A 23,632-nucleotide genomic window follows, 5' to 3' on the forward strand; every position below is an offset into this window, starting at 1 on the left:
ATCTGCTGGGCGGACGTCCAGGTCACCTGCGAGACCGGGACGGCGTCGGCAAGGTTGGCTGCCGGGTGGCGCGGGCGCGCGCCGGGCTCCCGGGCTCGGACGGGGCCGGTCACGGTAGGTCGATCGCCGCGTAGGTGACGTCGAGGTACTCGAGGATGCCCTCGTGCGACCCCTCCTTGCCGATCCCCGACTGCTTCACGCCTCCGAACGGAGCTGACGGGTCCGAGATGAGACCACGGTTGATGCCGACCATCCCCGTCTCCAGCCCCTCGGTGAACCGGAGCGCCCGCTGGAGGTCTCGGGTGAAGACGTATCCGACCAGGCCGTGCTCGGTGTCGTTGGCCTTCGCGATCACCTCGGCGTCGGACGTGAACGAGATGATCGGCGCCACCGGGCCGAAGATCTCCTCCTCCAGTATCCGCGCGTCTTCGGGCACGTCGACGAGGACCGTGGGCGGGTAGAAGTGGCCCGGCCCATCCGGACGCTCGCCGCCCAGCAGGACACGGGCGCCGCGATCGACCGCGTCGGCGACAAGCTCGTCGATCTTGGCGACCGAGGCGTCGTCGATCAACGCCCCGACGTCCACGCCGTCGTCGAGACCATGGCCCACCGAGAGCGCGCCCATCCGCTGGGCGAAGCGCGCCGTGAACTCCTCGCGCACCGGCTCCTCGACGTAGATTCGGTTGGCCGCGATGCAGGACTCCCCGATGTTGCGCATCTTGGCCACCATGGCACCGTCGACCGCGACGTCCAGGTCGGCGTCGGCACACACGATCAAGGCCGCGTTGCCGCCCAGTTCCATGGAGGTGCGCAGCACGTTGTCCGCCGCCTGTCGTAGCAGCACGCGCCCGACCTCGGTCGACCCGGTGAACGAAAGCTTGCGGGTCCGGCGGTCGGCCAGCAGTGCTGAGACCACCTTGCCGGAACGCTTGGTCGTCACGACGTTGACGACGCCCGGGGGAACGCCGACCTCCTCCATGATGCGGGCCAGGAACAGCATGGTGAGTGGCGTCTGGGCAGCCGGCTTGGTGATCGTCGTGCAGCCCGCCGCCAGCGCAGGAGCGATCTTGCGGGCGCCCATCGCCAGCGGAAAGTTCCAGGGCGTCACGAAGACGCACGGTCCGACCGGCTTCGGCACGGTGAGGATGCGATATCCACCATTGGGAGCGGTGTTGTAGCGCCCCTCGACGCGCACCGCCTCCTCGGCGAACCAACGGAAGAACTCGGCGCCGTAGGCCACCTCTGCCCGAGCCTCGGCGAGAGGCTTGCCCATTTCGAGCGTTATCAGCCGGGCGACCTCCTCGGATCGCTCGGTCAGTGCCCGGTACGTCGCCGTCAACAACTCTGACCGTTTTCGCGGCGGCGTCGCCGCCCACTGCGCCATCGCCTTGCTCGCCGCGTCCAGAGCGGCGAGCCCGTCGACGACGTCGGCGTCCGCCACCTCGGCGATGGTCTTGCCGGTGGCCGGGTCCTCGACGGCAAAGGTGGCTCCACCGGCGGCGTCGCGCCAGGCGTCGCCGATCCGGAGCCGCCGGTGCTCGGGGGCCAGGACGTCCATCGGGTCACTCATTGCGTCGCCTCCTGTGATGTTCTTGGTGATGTCCGGTGTGACCTGGGCGATCGCGCCACGCGCGTGAACGAACGGGTCACACGACCTCGTCGGGGCCGGGGTTGCCGGGCGGGTCGAACGTGGCCCTGGCCATGGCTGCAGGGCGACGCTCCGCGCCACCGATCGCCTTCTCGGGCCATGGCCGCTTCAGCGTCGTCAGGCCGTGCTCACCGGTGACGGTCCGGCCGAGGCTCGATCGCCACGTGCGGGCGCACGGTGACGTCGCCGCCCTGTGCTGTTACCTCCCGGGCGGTTACCTCCCGGTCTCGGACAGCGCCAGCCCGGTGCCCGCGTCGAACAGGTGCGCACGGTCCAGGTCGACCGTGACATGCAGCCGCTCGCCCGGCGTGGCGGTGAAGGTGGGTCGTGCCTTGACCTTGAGCATCTCCGTCCCCACCTGGACGTCGACCACCGTTCGGTCACCGAGCGGCTCAAGGCCGTAGAGCTCACCCGGCAACGACGCGTCCCCACGCCGCTCGACTGACAGGTCCTCCGCCCGCAGGCCCAGCAGCAGCGGACGACGGTCCTCAGCCGTGGTCCAGCGGGGCCGCGGCAGCGTCCAGCCTTCCGCCCCGACCAGACGATCTCCCTCGGCGTGGCAGGCGAGCAGACTGATCGACGGGCTCCCGACGAAGCCTGCGACCCACTGGTTGGCCGGGCGCTCGTACACCTCGGTCGGCGTTCCGACCTGTTGCACCTTCCCCTCCTTGAGGACCGCGACCTGGTCGGCCATGGACAGGGCCTCGACCTGGTCGTTGGTCACGTAGACGAAGGTTCCGCCGAGGCTCCGGTGGATGCGGGTGAGCTCGGTGCGCATCTCGACGCGGAGCTTGAGGTCGAGGTTCGTCAGCGGCTCGTCCATGAGAAACGCGCGCGGGCGACGGACCAGCGCCCGGGCCAGGGCGACGCGCTGCATCTCACCGCCCGACATCTGCGCGGGACGACGCTGCAGCAGACGTTCGATGTGCAGCAGGCTCGACATCTGCTCGACGGCAGCGGCGATCTCGCTCGAAGAACAACGGCGGGCCCGCAGCGGCGAAGCGATGTTCTCGTACGCCGTGCGTCGCGGGTAGAGGGCGTAGCTCTGGAAGACCATGGCCAGGTCGCGTGCGGCCGGGGTGTCACCGGTCGCGTCCCGCCCGTCCAGGTGCACCGACCCGGCGTCAAGCTTCTCAAGGCCGGCGATCGCTCGCAGGGTCGTCGTCTTGCCTGCCCCGGAGGGCCCCAGCACGACGAAGAACGAGCCGTCCGGCACGTCCAGCGTCACCCCGTCCAGGGCCTGGACTTTGCCGAAGGACTTGCGCAGCCCGTGTACTGCCACGGTTCCCATCAGGCCACCAGCTCTTCCGTGTCCACGTCGTAGACCGGCGGGGGCCCGCCGGTGTGCCGCAGCCCGACCGGTGCGTCAGCAGCGAAACGGACAGTCGGTGCCATCCGAACTCGTACGTCGCGCTGGCCGCCGTGGTCGACCACGTAGATGATTTCGTCGCCCAGCCACTCCGCCGAGACCACGCGGGCCGGGACCGAACCTTCCGCCCCTGGTTCTGTGACTTCCAGCGCCTCCGGACGGACGCCTGCCACCAGGCGACGGTCGCGCGGCAGGCCTGGCGGTGGCGTGAGGACCAGTCCGCCCTGACTGCGCAGCTTCCCGTCGGCCACCTCCACCTCGATCAGGTTCATCGGCGGGGAGCCGATGAACGCGGCGCAGAAGAGACTCGCCGGACGGTCGTAGACCTCCAGCGGCGTGCCGATCTGCTCGACGCGGCCCTTGTTGAGGATGGCGATTCTGTGACCGAGCGACATCGCCTCGACCTGGTCGTGGGTGACGTAGACCATCGTCGTCCCCAGTTCCCCCTGCAGGTGCTTGATCTCCGTGCGCATGTCCGCCCTCAGCTCCGCGTCCAGATTGGTGAGGGGTTCGTCCATGAGGAACGCGCGCGGTCGTCGCACCAGGGCGCGAGCAAGCGCGACGCGCTGCTGCTCCCCGCCGGACAGCCGGTGTGGTCGCCGGTCCAGGAGCGGACCGAGCCGCATCAGCCGGGCGGCCTCGTCGACCCGCTCCTGCACCTCCGCCTTGGGCAGTCCCTCGGCCCGAAGTGGGAACGCCAGGTTGTCGCGGGTTCTCAGATGCGGGTAGAGAGCGTAGAACTGGAACACCATGGCGATGTCGCGCTCGGCGGGCGGCAGGTCGTTGACCAGCGTGTCGCCGATGCGGATGTCGCCCGACGTCTGCCTCTCCAGGCCGGCTATGGCCCGCAGCGTGGTCGTCTTGCCGCAACCCGAAGGGCCGAGCATCACGAACAGCTCGCCGTCGCCGATGGACAGGTCCACGTGCTCTACCGCGACCGTCCCGTCCGGGTAGCGCTTGTGCAGGGTGGTCACCTCGATGCCCGCCATCAGCGTCGCACCGCCCCGAGCGTCACACCGGCGACGAGGTGCTTGCGCACCAGGTAGGCGAACACGAGCACCGGTAGGGCGAAGACCACGGAGGCGGCGGCCACGAGACCCCAGTCCACAGTGGTTCCACCGATGAGGCCGGCGATGGCGGGTGGGGCCGTCCGCACGCTGTCGCTGGAGGTGAGGAAGATGGCGAACACGAACTCGTTCCACGAGAAGATGAGGGCGAAGACCGCCGTCGCGGCGATGCCGGGCAGGAGCAGGGGAAGGGTGAATTTCCAGAACGCCTGCAGGCGGGTGTAGCCGTCGAGCATGGCGGCATCCTCGTACTCTGCGGGCACCTCGTCGACGAACCCCTTCATCATCCAGATCGTGAACGGGACGTTGAACGCGGTGTAGATGAGGATCAGGCCGAGCTTGTTGTCGATGAGCCCGAGCTGGCGGTACATGAGGAAGATCGGGATCACGACCACCACGGGCGGCATGAAGCGGGTGGACAGGATGAAGAACAGTTGGTCCTTCTTGGCCTTCACGGAGAAGCGTGAGTAGGCCCAGGCCGCCGGGACCCCCAGCACGGTGGCCAGCGCCGTGGAGACCCCGGCGACCACGACGGAGTTGAGGAACGAGACGGACAAGGCCGAGCGACCGCCGCCGGAGCCGGCGAACACGTCCTTGAAATGGTCCAGTGTGACCTTGAAGTCGAAGAACTTGGCCGGGATGGCGTAGACGTCCCGGTTCTCCTTGATGGACGTCTCGATCATCCACAGCACCGGAAAGAGCATCACGACGGCCAGCACGGTCAGCAGCGCGACCTCCAGCACGGCGCGGCCCCGGCCGCTACGGCGCCGCGTGGGGGGCGTGTGATCCCGGCCAGGACCGGCGGACACGGCCTCGTCAACGGAGACGGCCATCAGTCCTCCTTGAGCTTGTTCAAGTAGCGCAGGTAGAGCTGCGTGAGGACGAGGACGATGAGGACCATGAGGATCCCGTACGCCGAGGCGGTTCCGGTGTTGAAGCCCAGGAACGCGACCTTGTAGACGTGGAACGACAACGTCTCGGTGGAAACCCCCGGACCTCCGCTGGTGAGGATGTAGACGAGGTCGAACAGCCGGAAGGCTTCGATGGCCCTGAACAAGACGGCGATGAGGAGCAGCGGCCACACCAGCGGAAGAGTGATGGTGCGGAACCGGAACCACTCGGACGCCCGGTCGATCGAGGCGGCCTCGTACAGGTACTTGGGGACCGCGGTAAGGCCCGCAAGTGCGATGAGCATGATGAACGGCGTCCATTGCCAGGTGTCGACCACGATCAGGGAAAGCAGTGCCGTTCCCTGCTGGGTGAGCCACTCCACCTGCCCCAGGCCGAGCGAGCCGAGCATGCTGTTGATCACGCCGAACTGCGCGTCGAGCATGAATCGCCAGAACAGCCCGACCACGACCGGTGACAGCATCATCGGAACCAGGAACAGAGTGGTCAGCAGTCCCCGCCCGTGCGTGCGCCGTGAGATCAGGTAGGCGATGGTGAAACCGAGCGTGGTCTGCAGGGCGACCGCGCCGACCACGTAGATCAACGTCGTGAAGGCCCTCAGGTGGACCTGCGCCGACGTCAGGATGGCGGTGTAGTTCTCGAACCAGACGAAATGGGCGGGCCCCCCGCGGGTGGCCGAGTAGTCGGTGAAAGACAGGTACAACGCCCACAGCAATGGGAACACCGACATTGCGAGCAACAGCAGCAACGCGGGGGAGATGAAGGCCCCGGCGAGCCAGCGGTCGCTCAGGCGGCGGGACCTGCCCGGTGCAGGCGGCGTCGCGGACGCCGCCTGCCCGGGCTGGTCGATCGTCAGAGGAGCGGACTCACTCACAGTCCGCCGCCGCCCTTGCGGCCGCTGGAGTCGAGCACGGCCTGCTGCTCCTTGGCGATGTCGTCGAGCGCGTCCTTGGGCTTCTTCGCGCCGTTGAGAGCCGCGTTCACGTTGGTGTTCTCGATGTCGATGAGGCGCGCGTACTCGGGCACATTCCACATGTCCCGCATCCGCGAAACCGAGTCGGTGTACACCTTGTTGAACGGCCCGGCGTTGAGGAACTCGGGCGACTCCAGGGCGTCCGTACGCGACGGCACGCCACCGGCGGCGGCCCACTTCTTCTGGATGTCAGCCCGCTCGAACCACTTCATGAAGTTCAGGGCCTCGGCCTGGTTCGCCTTCGGGGAGTAGGCCGACACGTGCATCCCCATGCCGCCGAGAGGCACCAGGTTCGTCTTCTGGCTCGGCAGGGGGGCGAAACCCAGCTTGTCGAGAATCTGCTCCCGCGTGGTGCCGAGCGTCGACTGCTTCGGGTCGAGCAGGCCGCCGCTCGCGGCGATCCAGTTGAACGCGATGCATGCCTTGCCCTGGGCGACCGCCGCGTTCACCTCGTCGATGAACCAGTTGCCGGAGCCCTTGGCGGTCAGCGGCTTCATCTTGTTGACCAGGACGTCCATCGCCTCCTGGCCCGCGGCGTCGTTGACGACGCCGTCGATCTTGCGCGACTTGGCGTCCCAGAGGTTGCCGCCGTAGACGCCGTTGACCGTGTTGTAGGTCACGGCCGCGGCGTCGGAGCCGTTGGCCTGGTGGAAAGCCAGCCCGCTGACGCCGGGGTTGTCCGCCTGGCACTTCTCGGCGACCGAGATCATCTCGTCCCAGGTCTGCGGCGGCTTGTCGCCGATCAGGTCCTTGCGGTAGATCATCGTCCAGGTGTCGCCGAGCAGCGGCAGTCCGTACAGGCTGGCGTTCTCGTCGCGCTTCCCGGTCTCCGCCTGGGGGTACTGGCCGTAGGCCGCCAGGAGGTACGGGTTGTAGGCCTTGACATCGATGTTCTTCTTGACGAAGTCGGTGATGTCGAGGATGTTGCCGTTCGTCACGGCCTCGCCGATGTGCTGCGAGTCCAGGATCGGGATGTCGAAGTCGGTCTTGCGCGCGGCGAACTGGGTGAACATCGCGTCGTGCCAGTTCGCGTTCGGCACGGTCTTGACCTTGATGGTCACGTTCGACCGCTCCTTGGTGTACTCCGCGTTCGCGAAGTCCTCCAGCGCGTGGGCGGGGGGCCAGTCGAACCAGATGAAGCTGAGCGTCAGCGGGTCCTTGGTGAGCTCCGGGATGGTCGCCGGCGCCTTGGGGGCGCTCGCGTTCGCGCCGTCGTCCTCGCCGCCGCCGCAGGCCGCCATGGTCGTGACCACCAACATGGCCGCCGTCGCCAGCCGCGCCGTTCGACCGGGCACGGACAGTCGTCCTATTCGCCTTGGATACCGCATCTTCTTGCCTGCTTTCTGGGTGGGGAGGTTCTGGAGCCCTGCTGCGTGGTTCGCCGAGCAGTTGCTGGGGGGTGTTCAGGCGTGTTGCCGGCTGTCGCAGGGCTGACCCGCAGACCGGCGTCACGGGTACGCCGCGACGTAATGGGGCTTCAAGCAGTCGAGAAGTCCTCTGGTCCTTATCGGCCTGGGGGCGAACCGAGCAGGACGTCGAACATGCTCATTGGAGCTCCAACTGATCGAAGCGGAGCGATGACGGGGGGATTTCGTGAGGGTGAAGGATGGCTGGCATCCGCCACCTTTCCTATACGATCCGAGTGGGGGCGTCAACATCCCGCAGCGTTGCGACCGAATTCAACAGGTTTCCGAAAACGTAAGAAAGGCCTCACGTCACGATGGACGACGAAGTGATGACCGCGCGGCGCCGTGGGGCCATGACGGGCGGAACGCCGCCGCGAAGATCTCGCGGCCGGCTTGCCGACGAGGTGTACGACACGCTGCTCGGACAGCTGATGTCGCTACGGATCGAGCCTGGCTCCCGCGTCACGATCGACGTCCTGGCGCGAGAGCTGGGGGTCTCGCAGACGCCGATCCGAGACGCTCTGAACCGCATGGAGGCCGAGGGCCTGGTCGTGCGTGTGCCCCACGCCGGCTATCGCATTCCCCCCCAGATCACCCGTCAGCGATTCGAGGACATGCTTGAGGTCCGCCTTCTCCTCGAGCCGGCGGCGGCGCGCAGATCCGCCGAGCGCGCATCCTCCAAGCAGGTGGCCGGCCTGCGACGAATGCTGGAGGAGATGGCGGAGCTGGAAGGGGGTGGCGACGGGCTCATGGCCTATGGCGCCTTCGGGCTGCGCGACGCCGCTTTTCACGATCTCGTCGCCCTGAGCGCGGAGAACCAGGTCATCCGCGAGGCGCTCGCTCGCCTGCACACGCACGTGCACCTGTTCCGGCTTCTCCACGACACCCAGGTCACTCACCTGGCCATGGCCGAGCACGAAGAGGTTCTGGCCGCGATCGCCGCGCGTGACCCCGACGCCGCCGCCTACGCCATGCGCCGGCACATCCTGCTGTCCGGCGAGCGGTTCCGGCGGTTGTTCGACGAAGTCAAGGGTTCGGACGGAATGGCGGTAAAGGCTTGACGGGCGGGCTTGGCCAGGGAATGCTGACTCCGGATCAGATCGGATCGGATCTGATCTCCTCACCCGCCTCAGATGCGAGGAGAAGCAGGTGCCTAGAGCACTGCTCCTTACCGGCGATGCCGCCGAGGAGCTCGACACCATGTATCCCTACTATCGCGTGCAGGAGGGCGGCTGGGACGTCGACGTCTCGTCACGGACGCTGCGTGACGTTCAGCTGGTCATCCACGAGTTCGACCCGAACTCCGACGCCTACGTGGAGAAGAACGGCCGGAAGCTGCCGGTCGACGTGCCCTGGGCCGAGGTCGACGTCGAGCGCTACGACGCCCTCATCATCCCTGGGGGACGCGCCCCCGAGTGGATCCGGGTCGACGCCGACGTCAGGCGCATCACCGAGCACTTCTTCGCCCGCAACCTCCCGATCGCGCTGGTGTGCCACGGTGCGCAGGTGCCGGCGGTGTACGGGCTGCTGAAGGGCCGGAAGACGGCGTGCTTCCCCCCCATCACCGGTGACATGGAGAACGCGGGCGCGACGGTCATCGACGCTCCCGACGTCGTGGACGGAAACCTCGTCTCCTGCCGCGGCTGGCCCGACATGCCGCAGTTCGGCCGGGTGATGATGGAGGTCTTCTCGAAGTCCGTCAACTCCGCATCGGCATGAGCACACCGGACGTGTCTCGGTGACGGCACTTAGGACCGTCACAGTCGACGGCTCACCCGTCCACGTCCTGGAGAGCGGCACCGGGCCCGCGGTGCTGATGCTGCACGGCTCCGGACCCGGTACGACCGGATCCGGAGCCTGGGCGGCGACGGCAGAGGCGCTGGCCACGTCCTTGCACCTGGTGGCTCCCGACCAGGCGGGGTTCGGCCGTACGCCGATCCCGGCGGGCTCCAGGGGCGGGCTCCGGCTGTGGACGGAGCAGGCCGCGGGCCTGATGGACGCTCTCGGTGCCGAGCGCTACGCCGTGGTGGGCCACTCCATGGGCGGTGCCGTGGCGCTGGCGTTGGCGGCCGCCCGTCCCCAGCAGGTCACCCGTGTCGTGGCGGTCTCGACGATGGGCGCCCCCGGGGCGCCGCTGTCCGCCGACCTCGACGCGCTCTGGGCCGCCCCCGCCGGCCCGCCCGGGGCACGGGACATGTTGAGTCGCCTCGTCTTCGACCAGGCGCTCGTGACCGAGTCGGCCGTCGCCGCCCGTGCGGCCGCGATGGAAGCGGGGGCGGCCGCGTACGCGTCGTTGTTCCCTCCACCCAGGGCACGTTGGGCCGACGACCTCACCCTCTCGGCGCCGACGCTGGCAGGGATCCGCGCGCCCGTGCTGCTCGTCCACGGCGCCCAGGACCGAGTCACCCCGCTCGGGACGGCGGCCCTGCCCCTGCTCGAACACCTGGCCGATGTCCGCCTGCACGTGTTCGGCCGATGCGGGCACGTGCCGGCGATCGAGCACCCGCACGACTTCAGGCGACTCCTGTCGTGCTTCCTCGGCCGGGAACAAGGTCACTGATCGCGCTGCGACAGGTCCGCTTCGAGGTCCACTTCTTCGGCCCCGCCGCCCCTCCCCACCTGCGGGCACGCTGGTCAGGGACATCCGCCCGATTCCCGGCGAGCACTACTTCGGCCCGCGGTGCGGGAGCGGTTGTTTTGACACTTCCTACGGCTAACCGCTATCTATCGGCTAACCGTTAGCCGTAGGGGGTGTGGGGCAGGATGCAGGACGCGGTGCTGGCGATGCTCGCCAAGGAGCCGTCGTACGGGTATCACCTGCGCGCCCGGCTGCGGCGGGCCCTCGGTCCGTTGGGCGAGTCGATGAACCACGGCCAGATCTACGTGACGCTGGCCCGGCTGGAAAAAGCGGGGCTCGTGGTCTGCGAGCGGAGCGACGGCCTGCCCGACCGGGCGGACCGCAAGGTCTACGCGCTGACGCCGGCCGGACAGCGGCGGGTGGCCGCGTGGCTGGCCGAGGTCGGCCGGCCGAAGCCGGACCTTGCCGAGTTCCACCTCAAGCTCGTCGCGGCGGCCGCGGCCCGGCTCGCCGACCCCGTCGAACTGGTGGCGGCGCAGCGGCGTGAGCTGCTGCGCCGCCTGCGCGAGGCGCAGCGGGCGGCCCTGGCCGAGCCGGAGAGATCGGCTGCCGCCGTCCTGCTGGAGGGGGTCATGCTGCGGCTGCAGGCGGACCTGCGCTGGCTGGCGGCCTGCGAGCGGGCCTGGGCCATGGGCGGCGACGCGACGGCCGGTGACGAGGACGACGAAGTCGAGGGCGGATGAACGTGCCGGGTGTGCCCGATCCGGTGGCGGGTCCGGTGGCGGAGATCCGCGGCCTGGTGAAGGTGCACGGACAGGGGCAGGGCAGGGTCCGCGCGGTGGACGAGGTCGACCTGGAGGTGCCCCGGGGGCAGACGCTGGCGGTGATGGGACCCAGCGGCTGCGGGAAGTCCACCCTGCTGCACCTGCTGGGCGGGCTGGAGCGGCCCACCCGCGGGGAGGTGTGGCTGGCCGGCCGGCGCGTCGACACCCTGAGCGAGCGGGCTCTGGCCCGGCTGCGACGCAGGTCGGTGGGATTCGTCTTCCAGGCCTTCCACCTCGTGGAGGAGCTGACGGCCGCCGAGAACGTGGAACTGCCCGTGCTGCTGGCCGGGCGCTCGCGGCGCGAGGCCAGGCGCCGCGCGAGCCTCCTGCTGGAACGGGTCGGGCTCGCCGCGCGGGCCCGGCATCTGCCGTCGCGGCTGTCGGGCGGGCAGCGTCAGCGGGTCGCCATCGCCCGCGCGCTCGCCAACGAGCCGCCGATCGTGTTGGCCGACGAACCGACCGGCAACCTCGACACCGCGGCGACGCTCGACGTGCTGAGGATCTTCGAGGACCTGCGTACGGCGGGGCAGACCCTTGTGATCGTCACCCACGACGAACGGGTCGCGGCCACCGCGGACCGGCTGGTGTCGATGCGCGACGGCATGTTCGTCGACGACACCCGGCTGGCGGGCTCCTCCCCGCGCGGGCTCGACGGCCTGATCGAGTGGGAGGGCTGACCGGCGTGGGCTCCCTCGTGCTCGTCGTCCGCCTCGTCCTCGCCGACGTCCGCCGGCACCGGGCCCAGGCCGCGATGCTGCTGCTCGCGGTGGCCGTGGCCACCGCCACGATGGCGCTGGGCCTGTCCCTGCGCGGCGCGAGCGAGGCGCTGTACGAGCAGACCCGCGCGGCCACCGCCGGGCCGGACGTGGTGGCGCTCTCCGGCGACACGGGCCCCGCCGTGACCTCGGCCCTGGCCTCCCTGGCGGACGATCCTGAGGTGATCGCCCACCACGGCCCCTACCGCATCGTCTACGCCGACCTCACCACGCGCGGTTCGGACAGGTCTCCCGCGGGGCCGGCCCCGGTGTCGTCCGGCGTGGTGGTGCAGGGCTTCGCCGAGACGCCCGGCACGGTCAACCGGCCGCTGGTGACCTCGGGCCGCTGGGTACGGCCCGGCGGCGCGGTCGTCGAACGGGGCTTCGCCACCGCGCTGGGCATCGGCGTCGGCGACCACGTCACCATCGCCGGCCGGTCGTACCCCGTCGTCGGGATCGCGGTGACGGCGGCCACCTCCATCTACCCCTGGGCGGCGCAGATCGGCCCGTACGGCGGCCCCAGCGACTCCAGCGGCCTGGTCTGGCTCACCCGGTCGGACGCCCGGACCCTCGCGGGCCGGGATCTGCCGGTGACCACGGCCATCGACCTCAAGCTGCGCGACCCCGCCGCCACCGAGGCCTTCGCCGAGACCTTCGAGGAAGCCCACCACGACTCCACCGCCAGGATGAACCTGCACACCTGGCAGTTCATCGCGAGGCAGGACGCGGTCATCCTCAGCAACAGCCAGCCGATCCTGGTCGTCGGGAGCTGGCTGCTCGGCCTCCTGGCCGTCACCGGGGCGGCGGCGCTGGCCGCGGGACGAGCGGTTGAACAGACCCGCCGGGCCGGGCTGCTCAAGGCCGTCGGCGCGACCCCGGGCCTGATCGCCGCCGTCCTGCTCACCGAGCACCTGGCGCTGGCGCTGATCGGCGACGCGCTGGGGCTGGTGATCGCCCGGCTGACCGTGCCCGGCATCGCCGGCCCCACCGCCAGCCGGATCGGCGACGCGGCCGGGCCCGGCGGCGCCGCCGTCGCCACGGCGACCGTCCTCGCCGTGGCGGTGGCGGTGCTGTCCACGCTGCGTCCCACGCTGCGGGCCGTGCGTACGGCGACCGTCACGGCGCTGGCCGCCGCCGCGCACCAGCCCCGTCACCGGCCACTGCTCACCGCGCTGTCCGCGCTGCTGCCCACCCCGCTGCTGCTCGGGCTGCGGCTGACCGCCCGCCGGCCGGGCCGCGCCGTGCTGCAGGCCTGGTCCACCGCCACCACGGTGATCGCGATCGTCGCCCTGCTGACCCTCGACTCCCAGGCGGAGAGGGGCTACGGCCTGAACGGCTCCTCCGCCCTGCCCAACCTGCGGGGCGAGCTCGACCGCCGGCTGATGCTCGCCGTCGTCGTCCTGCTTATCGCTCTCGCCGTCGTGAACACCCTCACGCTCACCTGGACCACGGCCATGGAGACCCGGGCGAGCATGGCCGTCGCCCGCACGCTCGGCGCCACCCCCGGGCAGATCTCCGCGGGACTGTCGGCCGCCCAGGTCCTGCCCGCCCTGCCCGGCGCCCTGGCCGGCGTTCCCCTGGGCATCGGAGTCTGCGGGGTCTTCGGCGCCCGGAACGTGATCATGCCGCCCGTCTCCTGGATGCTCGCCGCCGCACTCGTGACCCTGCTGGTGACGGCGGCCTTGACCGCCCTGCCGGCACGCATGGCGGCCCGGCGCCCGGTGGCGCGGGCCCTCAGCGCCGAGTCGGCCTGACCGGCCGGAGACGGCGCCCCGGCTGACGGCGGCAGCAGACGACGCCCGAAGCGGGGGGTGGCGAAAGCGGGTGGCGGAAAATCGATCGACGCGTACGGCCGTGATCGCTACCGTCCACGGCATGGTCACCAACACCGACGCCGATCGTTTCGTCGCCGAGGGCTTCCTCAAGCTGGAGGAGGCCTTCCCCCGGGAGACCGGCGACCGGATCAGGGAAGCGCTGTGGCAGCAGGTCGGGCTGTCGCCCGACCGGCCCGGCGACTGGACGCAGCCGGTGGTGTGGGCGGCCCCCGACCCGATGGGACGCGGCCCGTTCGGGGAGGCGGTGCGCGGTCCCGCGCTGGCCGAGGCGCTCGACCTGCTCGCCGGGAAGGGCGGCTGGGAGCCTCGCGGAACCATCGGCAACACGCCGATCCGTTTCCCCCATCCCTCCGACGCCGGGGACACCGGCTGGCACATCGACCAGAACGACCCCGGGCCCGGCGGCGCGTGGGGAACCGTCACCGCCAGGTCCCGCACGCTGCTCGTGCTGATGCTGTTCTCGGAGGTCGGCCCCGACGACGCGCCGACCCGCATCAGGGTCGGCTCCCATCTCGACACCGCCCGCGTGCTCGAACCGCACGGGGAGAGGGGGCTGGACTTCTTCGCCGCCGCGCCGCTGATCGACGAGGCGAGCGCCCACCGGCCCGTGGCCCTGGCCACCGGGCTGCCGGGAGACGCTTACGTGTGCCACCCCTACCTGGTGCACGCCGCGCAGCCCCACCACGGCACCCGGCCGCGGTTCATGTCCCAGATGCCGTTCATGCTGACCGAGCCGCTCGTCCCGGGCGCCGCCACCCCCCTGGCCCGCGCGGCGGGGCTCGGCCTCGCCGGCTGACCCGGGCTACCGGCCGGCGTTCACGCGGGGCCTTCGGCCGGCGTGGTCTCCTCGGTCAGCGTGGTGACGAACCGCAGCAGCTCCGCGGTGTCGGCCACGCCGCCCACGATGATGATCTTCAGGCTCGCCCGCTCCTCGTCGTAGATCGTCTCGACGCGCAGGGGCCGCCCGCCGGGGGCGCGCCCGTTGACGGCGGCGATCAGCGTGTTGCCCACGGTCATCGCGGCGTCGGGGGTGATCGCGTCTACCTGCACGATGCTGGACGCCTCGGCGTGGCGCCTCCGGCCGGTCGTCCCGGTGGCCGGAGCCGTCACGGGGTGTCCCAGGAAGGCGTCGAGGTCCTCGGGGGCGATGCGGTACTGCTTGCCGATGCGCACCGCTTTGAGGCGCCCGTCGCGCACGTAGGTGCGCACGGTCTTGACGTGCAGGCCCAGCAGTTCGGCCACCTGCTCGACCGAGTACGGCTGCCGTGGCATCGTGGCACCCCTCTCCCCGTGATTCCCTAAACTACCCTACCACTGGTGACCTCAGGGAAGTTTGGGGAGCGAGGCGGCCGCGCCCGGCTGGTGGGGCGGAGACAGGGGGCGATAGCCTGGAGGCATGTTCCACCGCAAACCCCTGGAAGAGCGCATCGCCGAGCGCGTCGCCAAGCGTCCCCCTCTCAAGGAGGGCAAGCACTTCGAGCACCGTCCCGCGCTGATCGTCTTCTGCGTGATCATGGTGCTCGTCGCGCTGAAGATCGTGGGCGCCTTCGTTCTCATGAAGTGGGGCATCACCTAGGAGCGACCCTCCGGGGGTCAGGACTCCAGGGCGCTGCCCTGCCTCCACTTGCCGAACGGCATCTGCCAGAAGCCCCAGCCGTTGTTCCACTCCAGCGCCCGGTTCGTGCCGACGATCTTCACGACGTCGCCGCGGTGGAAGTTGTCGTAGAACCACTTGGCCTGCGAGGGGCTGGCGTTGACGCAGCCGTGGCTGACGTTGGCGCGGCCCTGCGAGCCGACCGACCACGGCGCGCTGTGGACGTACTCGCCGCTGTTCGAGATGCGCACCGCGTGGTTCACGATCTCCTTGTAGTAGCCGGGGTCGCCCTCCTTCTTCCCCGGGGAGATCATGGTGACCGGGTTGCCGCGTTCCATGGTCAGGTGGACACCGCTGGTGGTGGTGTACTCGCGCGTGGTCGCCTTGCCCGCGCTGATCTTCATGGACTGCACGACCTTGCCGTCGCGCCGGACCACCATCATGTGAGTCTTGGTGTTGACCGTGCTGACCCAGGCGGCGCCGATCTTGATGGTCGTCGACTGGTCCTTCACGCCGTAGGTGTCGCGTCCGGCCTTCACCCCGGTGAGGTGCGCGGTGAACTTCACCTTCTGGTGGGCGGGCCAGTACTTGGCCGGCCGGTAGATCGCGTACGTGTCGTCGATCCACCGCCAGGCGCCCTTGACCGGCTTCTGGGCCTCCACTTCGAGCGCCTGCTCGACGGCGGCCTTGTCCTGCACGGCCCGGTTGAACCTCACCATGATCGGCATGCCGACCCCGACGGTCTCCCCCTTGACGCCGGGGGTGACGTCGGCGATCTGCAGGGGGAACTTGGGCTTGAGGGTGGAGAAGCTGCTGGACGCGTTGGCGGGGCCGCCCTCGCCGCCGGCGGTGGCCGAGACGGTGTACTTGCTGGAGGGCTTGAGCGGCTGCTTGGACGTCCACTTGGTGTGGGTGGGGTCGAACTCGCCCTCGACCGTCGTGCCACCCGCCCTCACGGTGACCTCCTGCAACTGGCCGCCCGTGGCCGTGACGACCACGGTCTTGTCGGGGCGCACACCGGCACTGCCCGTGGCGGGGCTGATCTTGATCGTGGGAGCCGGAACGGCGGGTGCGCTGTTCCCGGATCCTCCGGACCCCCCGGACCCTCCGCCTCCGGTCGAGCCCGGTCCGCCCGAGCCACCGGAGCATGCCGACAGGGTCGCGGTCAGGACCACGGCGACACCGGCGATCGGCGCCATCGAACGACGTGCAGTGCTCAGCACAACTACTCCCCCATGAGCGCGAAGGGCACCATCAGACCTTATTCGGGGTTGCCTCTTATGTTGGCATTTTCTCTGGCCCTGAGGTCACATTTCGGTCGCTCTTCGCTGGTCTCACCTCTGTAAACGGTAAGGTGCAGGTCAAGACTGATCAAGTGTTCAGTCAGGCGTGTCCGGCCCGCAGGGCCCGCGCCGCCCCTCGTTCACCCTGCCGCCGTCGGCCGCCGGGTCGGGCCCGGCGATCAGGCCTCGGGGGAATTCGGCGCCGCCCGAACACGCGCCGCGGGCGTGCCCTTTCGGCCAGAGGGCGAACGGCGCCCGCCGGGCCGTCTTCCGGCAGGTGGATTGGGCCTTTTCAAAGATCGCCGCACGGGTTATCACAAAGCGGAAAGGTGAAAGTGAACCTTCCGCCTTCACCGTGATGGCCGCTTCACCCCCGATCACCGCTCCACCCGAAGCAGGGCACGACGCGCCGGGGCCGCCCGGCGTCGACATCTCGCACGCCCACTGGGCACCACCGCGATGGAGGACGGCATGCGCCTGTTACGTAACGTTGTCACTCGATTACTTCTTATGTGCGCGATGGTCACCGCGGGCGCCGCCACCGGCGCGGGGGCCGCGAACGCGGCGGTTCCCGACGTATGGGGGTTCGCCTACGTCGACGTCACCTCCGGGGTGCCGAACCTGGCCTACCAGGCGGGCAGTTGGGCGCCCGGGCCGACGGTCAGCGTCACGCCCGGCGGCACCGGCGAGTACTTCGTGCGGTTCCCGAAGATCGGCATCCCGAAGGGCGGGATCGCGCACGTGACCGCGGTCTCGCAGTCGGCCGAGTGGTGCCAGATCGAGAAGTGGGGGCAGGCCGGCTCCGACGAGATCGTGGCGGTGCGGTGCTACCGGTTCGGCGGAGTCCCCGTCTGGGCGCGCTTCTCGATCGTCTTCGCCGGCAGCAGCGGGGCGCTGGCCTCGGCGACGCAGGCGTACGGCTACGTCTACTGGGACGGCGCGTCCATCGCCTCCGACTACAACTCCTCGCTCGGCGTGAACGCCGTCTTCCCCAACACGACCGGCGACTGGACCGTCTGGCTGCCCGGGCTCGGCTCCGCCGTGCAGGCGGGGAACATCCAGGTCACCGCGGTCGACTCGAGCAAACCGGCGCGGTGCAAGGTGGGCGCCTGGAGCTGGGCGGCGTCGGGGCAGAAGATCCAGGTGCTGTGCCACGACGTGGCCGACAAGCCGTACAACACCGGCTGGACCCTCACCTACCAGCGTGAGCGGGCGATCACCGGGGCCTTCGCGCCGCCGAAGCTGTTCGCCTACACCTTCGACAACGTCCCGGCCAACCCCGGGCCGTACGCGCCGGTCCCCACCGGGATCAACTACAACTCCCAGAGCGGGGTCAACACGGTGCGGACGGCCGGGACCGGCATGCGCCTGGTGTACTTCCCCAGGGTCGGGTCGCCGCCCAACAACGTGCAGGTGACGGCGTACGGTCCAGGGCCGGAATACTGCAACCTGCTCACGCTGTGGACGACCTCCGGCGCCGACGTCTACGTGCGTGACGTGGTCTGCTACAAGGGCACCACCCAGGTCGACCAGCCGTCGTTCGTGACCTACACCTCGAAGTACTGACAGAACCGGGGGCGGGTCACGGCACGCGGAGGCGGTGCGTGAGCCCCGTGTGCCGGCGGCCCGCCCCCCGCGTGCGGACGGCCTGGCCGAGCGCCCGCCGCGACCCCACGACGACCACGAGCTTCTTGGCCCGGGTGATGGCGGTGTAGAGCAGGTTGCGCTGCAGCATCATCCAGGCGCTGGTGGCCAGCGGGATTACCACGGCGGGATACTCGCTGCCCTGGGAACGGTGGATGCTGACCGCGTAGGCGTGCGCGAGCTCGTCCAGTTCGTCGAAGGAGTAGTCGACGCTCTCGTCCTCGTCGGTGAGCACGGTCAGCTTGCTCTCCTCGGGGGTGATGGCGGTGACCACGCCGACGGTGCCGTTGAACACCCCAGCCGCGCCCTTGTCGTAGTTGTTGCGCAGCTGGGTGACCTTGTCGCCGACGCGGAAGACGCGCCCGCCGTACCGGCGCTCGGGCATACCCTCCCGGGCGGGGGTCAGCGCCTCCTGCAGAGCGATGTTGAGCGCGCCCGCGCCGGCCGCGCCGCGGTGCATCGGCGCCAGGACCTGCACGTCCCTGCGGGGGTTGAGCCCGAACTTCCGCGGGATGCGGCGGGCGACCACGTCCACGGTCAGCGCGGCGATCTCCTCGGGCTCCTCGCAGGGGAACAGGAAGAAGTCGGGGAACTCCCGCACGAGAGGGTGCTGGCCGGTGTTGACGCGGTGGGCGTTGACGACCACGCCGGACTCCTGCGCCTGGCGGAAGATCTGCGTCAGCCGCACCCGGGGGACGTCCGGGGCGGCGAGCAGGTCGCGCAGCACCTCGCCGGCGCCGACGGAGGGAAGCTGGTCGACGTCGCCGACGAACAGCAGGTGCGCGCCCGGGGCGACCGCCTTGGCAAGCTTGTTGGCCAGCAGCAGGTCGAGCATCGACGCCTCGTCCACCACGACCAGGTCGGCGTCGAGGGGGTTGTCGCGGTCGAAGGTGGCGTCCCCGCCGGGCCGCAACTGGAGCAGCCGGTGCACGGTGGTGGCCTCGTGCCCGGTCAGCTCCGCGAGCCGCTTGGCCGCCCGCCCCGTCGGGGCGGCGAGGATGACCTTGGCGCGTTTGGCCCGTGCGAGGGTCACCACCGAGCGGACGGTGAAGCTCTTGCCGCAGCCGGGGCCGCCGGTCAGCACCGCGACCTTCTCGGTCAGCGCGAGCCGTACGGCCTGGGCCTGCTCGGGGGCGAGGTCGGCGCCGGTGCGGCCGCGCAGCCAGTCGAGGGCGGCGGGCCAGTCGACGTCCGCGAACGCCTTGAGCCGGTCGTGGGACGAGGCCAGCAGGCCGCGCAGCGTGCCGGCCAGCGACAGCTCGGCCCGGTGGAAGGGCACGAGGTAGACCGCCGGGACGGTGACGTCGCCGTCCTCGCCCGCCTCGCCGTTGCCTCGCGCCGGGATCTCCTCGCGGACCACCCCCTCCTCGGCGACCAGTTCCTCCAGGCAGGCGCCGGCCAGGGCGGCCGGCACCTCCAGGATCTTCACGGCGTCGGCGACGAGGTTGGGTGCGGGCAGGAAGCAGTGGCCGTCGTCGGCGCCCTGCGACAACGTGTAACGCAGCCCGGCCTTGACCCGCTCGGGGCTGTCGTGGGGGATGCCGACGGCCTGGGCGATCGTGTCAGCCGTCTTGAACCCGATGCCCCACACGTCGTCGGCGAGCCGGTAGGGCTCCTTGCGGACCACCTCGATGGAGTCCTCGCCGTACTGCTTGAAGATGCGCACCGCGATGGAGGTGGACACCCCGACGCCCTGCAAGAAGATCATCACCTCTTTGATGATCTTCTGTTCCTCCCAGGCGGCGGCGATCATCTTGGTGCGCTTGGGGCCGAGCCCGGGCACCTCGACCAGCCGCTTGGGCTCCTCCTCGATCACCCGCAGCGTGTCGGTGCCGAAGTGGTCCACGATCCGCTCGGCCATCTTCGGGCCGATGCCCTTGATCAGGCCCGAGCCCAGGTAGCGCTGGATGCCCTGGATGGTCGCCGGGAGCACCGTGGTGTACGACCAGACCTCGAACTGCCTGCCGTACTTGGGGTGGGAGCCCCAGCGGCCGGTGAGCCGCAGCGACTCGCCCACCTGCGCCCCGAGCAGCGGCCCGACCACCGTCAGCAGCTCGGTGCCCGACCGCTCGGTGGCGACCCTGGCGATCGTGTACCCGGTCTCCTCGTTGGCATAGGTGATCCGCTCCAGCACGGCGTCGAGCTGGACGCCGGGCGGCCTGCCTTCGGGACCCGCGGTGGTCATGCGTGGCATTCTCCCCCACGCCCTCGCCCGTGCGCGCCTTCCCAATCGCGGACAGTTCTTCGCGAAGGATTCTTTGCGAAGAACTCTTTGCGGTTTAGGGTGAAGGCATGTCCGACTCACCGTCCTCGCCCTACACCCCGGGCAACCCCGATGTGATCGTCCTGGATGCCAAGGGCCTGCGTGCCCTGGCGCATCCCGTACGCGTGCAGCTTGTCGGCCTGCTGCGCAAGCACGGTCCGTCGACCGCCACCCGGCTCGCCGAGCGGCTGGGCGTCAACTCCGGCACCGCGAGCTACCATCTGCGGCAACTGGCCGCCGCGGGCTTCGTCGAGGAGGACACCGGACGCGGCAACGCGCGCGAGCGCTGGTGGCGCTCGATCCACCGGTCGACGTATTTCGAGGGCATCGACCTGGTCGAGCGGGAACCCGAGGTCGCGCTGGCCTACCTGCAGTCGGTCGCCGCCGTTCACACCCTGCGCGTGCAGCGGGCGGTGAACGAGTTCCAGACGATGCCCCGGCCGTGGCGGAACGCCGCAGACATGAGCGACTGGGCGCTGCGGCTCACCCCCGAGGAGACCGTGCGGCTTCGGGACGAACTGCACGACGTCCTCGCCCGATACCGCCGTGACGTCCCCGAGGAGGCGGCCGTCGCACCGGAGGGCGCCGAGCGGGTGGGGCTGATCACCTACATCCTGCCCGAACTGGACGCCCCCGTCCCCGGCGCGGACCCAGCCGGCGATCCGGACGGTGATCCGGACGGCGGCGGGGGCACGGCGGGGACGGGCCCGTCATGACGGCCGCGGCGAGCGGACCCACGACCGGACCTGTGGCCGACGCGGGCGGGTCCTCCCGGGAGCGGGGGGCGCGGGCGCTGACCGGGCTGCTCGCGGCCACGGCGGTGGCGCTCACCGGCACCCGGGTCTCGACCGTCGCGCTGCCGTGGTTCGTGCTCGTCACCACGGGCAGCGCCACCCAGACGGGCCTGGTGGCGTTCTGCGAGATGACCCCCTACGTGGTGGTCAAGGCACTGGCCGGGCCGCTGGTGGACCGGGCCGGTCCGCGAAGGATCTCCTCGATCACCGACCTGGTCAGCGCGGCCGCCGTCGGCGCCGTACCCCTGCTGCACGCCCTCGGCCTGCTGTCCTTCCCGCTGCTGCTGGCCGTGGTCGCGGTGGTCGGCGCGGCGCGCGGCCCCGGCGACCTCGCCAAGCACGTGATGGTGCCGGAGGCGGCCGAGCGCGGCCGGGTGCCGCTGGAGCGGGCCACGGGACTGTCGGGGGTGACCGAGCGGCTGTCGTCGACCCTCGGCCTGCCGACCGGCGGGATCCTGGTGGCGCTGCTGGGCCCCCTGACCGGTCTCGTCGTCAACGCGGCATGTTTCGCGCTCGCCGCGCTGCTCGTCGCGCTGGCGCTGCCGCGCGGCATGGGACGGCCGGCCCCGCCCGAGAGCCCGGAACGTCCGCCGGTGGAGGCGTCGTCCGGCGCGGAGCCGGGTTACTGGCGGCGCCTCGGCGAGGGCTTCGTCTTCCTGCGCGGCGAACCGCTGCTGCTGGCCGTCATCGTCATGGTGGGCATCACCAACCTGCTCGACGCGGCGCTGAACACGGTGCTCCTGCCCGTATGGGCCGACCGGTCCGGCAACGGTCCGGCCGCCATCGGCCTGAGCAACGGCGTGCTGGGCGCCGCGGCGATCGCGGGGAGCCTGCTCGCGGCGGGCGCCGCGCACCGGCTGCCGCGCCGCGCGGTGTTCTTCACCGGGTTCCTGCTGGTCGGGGCGCCGCGGTTTCTCGTCCTCGCCGCCGACGCGCCGATGTGGGCGGTGGTCGCAGTGTTCGCCGTGGGCGGCTTCGGGTCCGGCTTCCTCAACCCGATCCTGGGCGCGATCGCCTTCGAGCGGGTGCCGCGCACCCTGCTGGGCCGGGTCAACGGGCTGGGCGACGCGCTGGCGTGGGCGGGCATCCCCCTCGGCGGGCTGGTCGCCGGGGCGGCGGTGGCCGCCTTCGGTCTCGCCCCGGCGCTGGTGGCCGGCGGCGTCGCGTACTTCCTGACCACCAACCTGGCCGGGCTGCGCCCCGAGTGGCGCGAGATGGACCGCTCGCGGAGGCCCGGTTTCCGGCCGGTGGCCTGCGCCGATGCGGAGGCCGTGCGGGCGGCGGAGCGCTAGCCTGGTGCCGATCACGGAGCGGGAGGGGTGGGGCATGGTTTCGGAGGGGACGGCCCGCGCGCTGCTGGCGAAGCTGGCGGCCGAGCAGGCGGAGTCACGGGTGCCGTCGCTGGTGGCGGCCATCGTGCGGGGCGGCGTGGTCGCCTGGTTCGGGGCGCGCGGCCGGGTCGGCGACGAGCCGCCCACTCCGGACACCCAGTACCGCATCGGCTCCATCACCAAGACGTTCGTCGCGACCGCCGTCATGCGGCTGCGCGACGAGGGCCGGCTCGACCTGCTGGACCCCCTCGGCAAGCACGTGCCGGGCACCCCGCTGGGCGACGTGACGGTCGCGCAACTGCTGTCGCACACCGGAGGGCTGACGGCCGAGTCGCCCGGCCAGTGGTGGGAGCGCACGCCGGGGACGCCGGCGGCCGACCTGCTCGCCGCGCTCGGCCCGGAGACCGCGCGGCACCGGCCCGGCCGCCGCTACCACTACTCCAACCTCGGGTACGCCCTGCTCGGCGAGCTGGTCGCGCGCAAGCGGTCGGCGCCATGGGAGCAGGTGGTGCGTGAGGAGATCCTGCTGCCGCTCGGCATGCGCGACACCACCCCCCGGCCGAGGCCGCCGCACGCGACCGGGTACGCCGTGCACCCGTGGGCCGACGTGCTGCTGCCCGAGCCGGAGAACGACCACGGCGCCATGGCCCCCGCCGGGCAGATGTGGTCCACCCCCGCCGACCTGGCCCGCTGGGCGGCGTTCCTCGCCGGTGACACCGGCGAGGTGCTGCGCCCGGCCACGCTGGCGGAGATGCGCGAGCCGGCCACGGTGGAGGACGGCGACGCCTGGGCCCGCGGCTACGGCCTGGGCTTGCAGCTCGCCCGGCACACCGGGCCCGGCGGGCCGCGGCGGCTGGCCGGGCACACCGGGTCGATGCCCGGCTTCCTCGCCACGGTGTGGGCCGACCCCGCCGACGGCGTGGCGGTGCTGTGGATGGCCAACACCACCTCCGGTGTGCGCCCCCTCGACACCGCGCTGCTGGACATCCTGGCCGAGCACGAGCCGCCGCTGCCCGCCGAGTGGCGGTCGTCGCCGGTGGACGAGGACCTGCTGGAGCTGACCGGGCCGTGGTACTGGGGGCCCGCGCCGTACGTGCTGCGGGTCCTGCCGCGGCGGGGCCTGTCGCTCGGCCCGGTCAACGGGCGGGGCCGGGCGTCCCGGTTCGCGCCCAACGCGGACGGCACCTGGGTCGGGCTCGACGGCTACTACGCCGGGGAGACCCTGCGGGTGGTCCGCTCCCCCGGCGGCGTCACGCATCTCGACCTCAACACCTTCGTCTTCACCCGTGAGCCGTACGACCCGGCGGCCCCGGTGCCGGGCGGGGTCGACCCCGACGGCTGGCGGTGACCCCGCCCGGT

21 protein-coding genes are annotated in these 23,632 nt (G+C 70.9%); 12 read left to right on the forward strand and 9 right to left on the reverse strand.

All coding sequences use genetic code 11. The features are described 5' to 3' along the window. Positions 1–109: 109 nt before the first annotated feature. The 6 genes from FED44_RS11915 to FED44_RS11940 form a co-directional block, all read right to left on the reverse strand. Positions 110–1,570 (reverse strand): NAD-dependent succinate-semialdehyde dehydrogenase, encoded by a 1,461-nt coding sequence (locus FED44_RS11915; protein ID WP_111697795.1) that lies wholly within the window; start codon positions 1,568–1,570, stop codon positions 110–112. 292 nt (positions 1,571–1,862) lie between these two features. After that, positions 1,863–2,939: an ABC transporter ATP-binding protein gene (locus tag FED44_RS11920; protein ID WP_111697794.1), complete on the reverse strand. Its 1,077-nt coding sequence runs from the start codon at positions 2,937–2,939 to the stop codon at positions 1,863–1,865. Further along, positions 2,939–4,006, reverse strand: a complete 1,068-nt coding sequence (locus FED44_RS11925; protein WP_111697793.1) for an ABC transporter ATP-binding protein — start codon at positions 4,004–4,006, stop codon at positions 2,939–2,941. Before FED44_RS11925 ends, FED44_RS11920 begins: the two co-directional genes overlap by 1 nt. Further along, entirely contained in the window at positions 4,006–4,917 is a 912-nt protein-coding gene (locus FED44_RS11930; protein ID WP_111697792.1) for a carbohydrate ABC transporter permease, read from the reverse strand. Before FED44_RS11930 ends, FED44_RS11925 begins: the two co-directional genes overlap by 1 nt. After that, positions 4,917–5,867 carry a carbohydrate ABC transporter permease gene (locus FED44_RS11935; protein WP_111697791.1) on the reverse strand — a complete coding sequence of 317 codons (951 nt, stop codon included), beginning with the start codon at positions 5,865–5,867 and terminating at the stop codon, positions 4,917–4,919. Before FED44_RS11935 ends, FED44_RS11930 begins: the two co-directional genes overlap by 1 nt. Then, positions 5,864–7,261: a sugar ABC transporter substrate-binding protein gene (locus tag FED44_RS11940; RefSeq protein ID WP_208758935.1), complete on the reverse strand. Its 1,398-nt coding sequence runs from the start codon at positions 7,259–7,261 to the stop codon at positions 5,864–5,866. The genes FED44_RS11935 and FED44_RS11940 overlap by 4 nt, the downstream gene beginning before the upstream one ends. A gap of 425 nt (positions 7,262–7,686) precedes the next feature. Between FED44_RS11940 and FED44_RS11945 the strand changes: the two genes are divergently transcribed. From FED44_RS11945 to FED44_RS11975, 7 genes are all read left to right on the forward strand, one after another. Further along, positions 7,687–8,433 (forward strand): GntR family transcriptional regulator, encoded by a 747-nt coding sequence (locus tag FED44_RS11945; protein ID WP_138460689.1) that lies wholly within the window; start codon positions 7,687–7,689, stop codon positions 8,431–8,433. Between the two features lie 88 nt (positions 8,434–8,521). Then, positions 8,522–9,091, forward strand: coding sequence for a DJ-1/PfpI family protein (locus tag FED44_RS11950; RefSeq protein WP_138460690.1), 570 nt, complete (start codon positions 8,522–8,524; stop codon positions 9,089–9,091). A gap of 19 nt (positions 9,092–9,110) precedes the next feature. After that, a complete protein-coding gene (locus tag FED44_RS11955; RefSeq protein ID WP_138460691.1) occupies positions 9,111–9,932 on the forward strand; it encodes an alpha/beta fold hydrolase in 822 nt (273 codons plus the stop codon). A gap of 203 nt (positions 9,933–10,135) precedes the next feature. Further along, entirely contained in the window at positions 10,136–10,693 is a 558-nt protein-coding gene (locus FED44_RS11960) for a PadR family transcriptional regulator (protein WP_138460692.1), read from the forward strand. After that, positions 10,690–11,451 carry an ABC transporter ATP-binding protein gene (locus tag FED44_RS11965; protein WP_111697788.1) on the forward strand — a complete coding sequence of 254 codons (762 nt, stop codon included), beginning with the start codon at positions 10,690–10,692 and terminating at the stop codon, positions 11,449–11,451. The genes FED44_RS11960 and FED44_RS11965 overlap by 4 nt, the downstream gene beginning before the upstream one ends. Beyond that, entirely contained in the window at positions 11,439–13,283 is a 1,845-nt protein-coding gene (locus tag FED44_RS11970; RefSeq protein WP_244301853.1) for an ABC transporter permease, read from the forward strand. Before FED44_RS11965 ends, FED44_RS11970 begins: the two co-directional genes overlap by 13 nt. A gap of 121 nt (positions 13,284–13,404) precedes the next feature. Further along, the gene (locus tag FED44_RS11975) at positions 13,405–14,160 is read left to right on the forward strand and encodes a phytanoyl-CoA dioxygenase family protein (RefSeq protein ID WP_111697801.1); all 756 of its coding nucleotides are present in this window, start codon (positions 13,405–13,407) and stop codon (positions 14,158–14,160) included. A 20-nt stretch (positions 14,161–14,180) separates the two neighbouring features. On the opposite strand, the gene FED44_RS11980 is transcribed toward FED44_RS11975, so the two are convergent. Continuing rightward, entirely contained in the window at positions 14,181–14,636 is a 456-nt protein-coding gene (locus FED44_RS11980) for a helix-turn-helix domain-containing protein (RefSeq protein WP_111697787.1), read from the reverse strand. 124 nt (positions 14,637–14,760) lie between these two features. Between FED44_RS11980 and FED44_RS11985 the strand changes: the two genes are divergently transcribed. Then, on the forward strand, positions 14,761–14,940 hold the full coding sequence (locus FED44_RS11985; protein ID WP_111697786.1) for a hypothetical protein: 180 nt from the start codon (positions 14,761–14,763) through the stop codon (positions 14,938–14,940). Between the two features lie 17 nt (positions 14,941–14,957). On the opposite strand, the gene FED44_RS11990 is transcribed toward FED44_RS11985, so the two are convergent. Further along, complete coding sequence (locus FED44_RS11990) at positions 14,958–16,181, reverse strand: L,D-transpeptidase (RefSeq protein ID WP_244301854.1); 1,224 nt, start codon at positions 16,179–16,181, stop codon at positions 14,958–14,960. Positions 16,182–16,760: 579 nt separating this feature from the next. On the opposite strand from FED44_RS11990, the gene FED44_RS11995 reads away from it, so the two are divergent. After that, positions 16,761–17,807, forward strand: a complete 1,047-nt coding sequence (locus FED44_RS11995) for a hypothetical protein (protein WP_138460693.1) — start codon at positions 16,761–16,763, stop codon at positions 17,805–17,807. A gap of 16 nt (positions 17,808–17,823) precedes the next feature. Here FED44_RS11995 and recD2 read toward each other — a convergent pair whose 3' ends face one another. Continuing rightward, on the reverse strand, positions 17,824–20,070 hold the full coding sequence (recD2, locus tag FED44_RS12000) for an SF1B family DNA helicase RecD2 (protein ID WP_111697783.1): 2,247 nt from the start codon (positions 20,068–20,070) through the stop codon (positions 17,824–17,826). A gap of 107 nt (positions 20,071–20,177) precedes the next feature. Between recD2 and FED44_RS12005 the strand changes: the two genes are divergently transcribed. The 3 genes from FED44_RS12005 to FED44_RS12015 are packed head-to-tail and all read left to right on the forward strand — an operon-like array spanning position 20,178 to position 23,621. Then, entirely contained in the window at positions 20,178–20,864 is a 687-nt protein-coding gene (locus FED44_RS12005; protein ID WP_138460694.1) for an ArsR/SmtB family transcription factor, read from the forward strand. Further along, positions 20,861–22,234: an MFS transporter gene (locus FED44_RS12010; RefSeq protein WP_138460695.1), complete on the forward strand. Its 1,374-nt coding sequence runs from the start codon at positions 20,861–20,863 to the stop codon at positions 22,232–22,234. Before FED44_RS12005 ends, FED44_RS12010 begins: the two co-directional genes overlap by 4 nt. 34 nt (positions 22,235–22,268) lie before the next feature. Next, on the forward strand, positions 22,269–23,621 hold the full coding sequence (locus FED44_RS12015; RefSeq protein ID WP_138460696.1) for a serine hydrolase domain-containing protein: 1,353 nt from the start codon (positions 22,269–22,271) through the stop codon (positions 23,619–23,621). The last annotated feature ends 11 nt before the right edge of the window (positions 23,622–23,632 follow it).

Origin of the sequence: Microbispora triticiradicis (genome assembly GCF_005864065.1) — a bacterium.
GTDB classification, from domain to species: domain Bacteria; phylum Actinomycetota; class Actinomycetes; order Streptosporangiales; family Streptosporangiaceae; genus Microbispora; species Microbispora triticiradicis.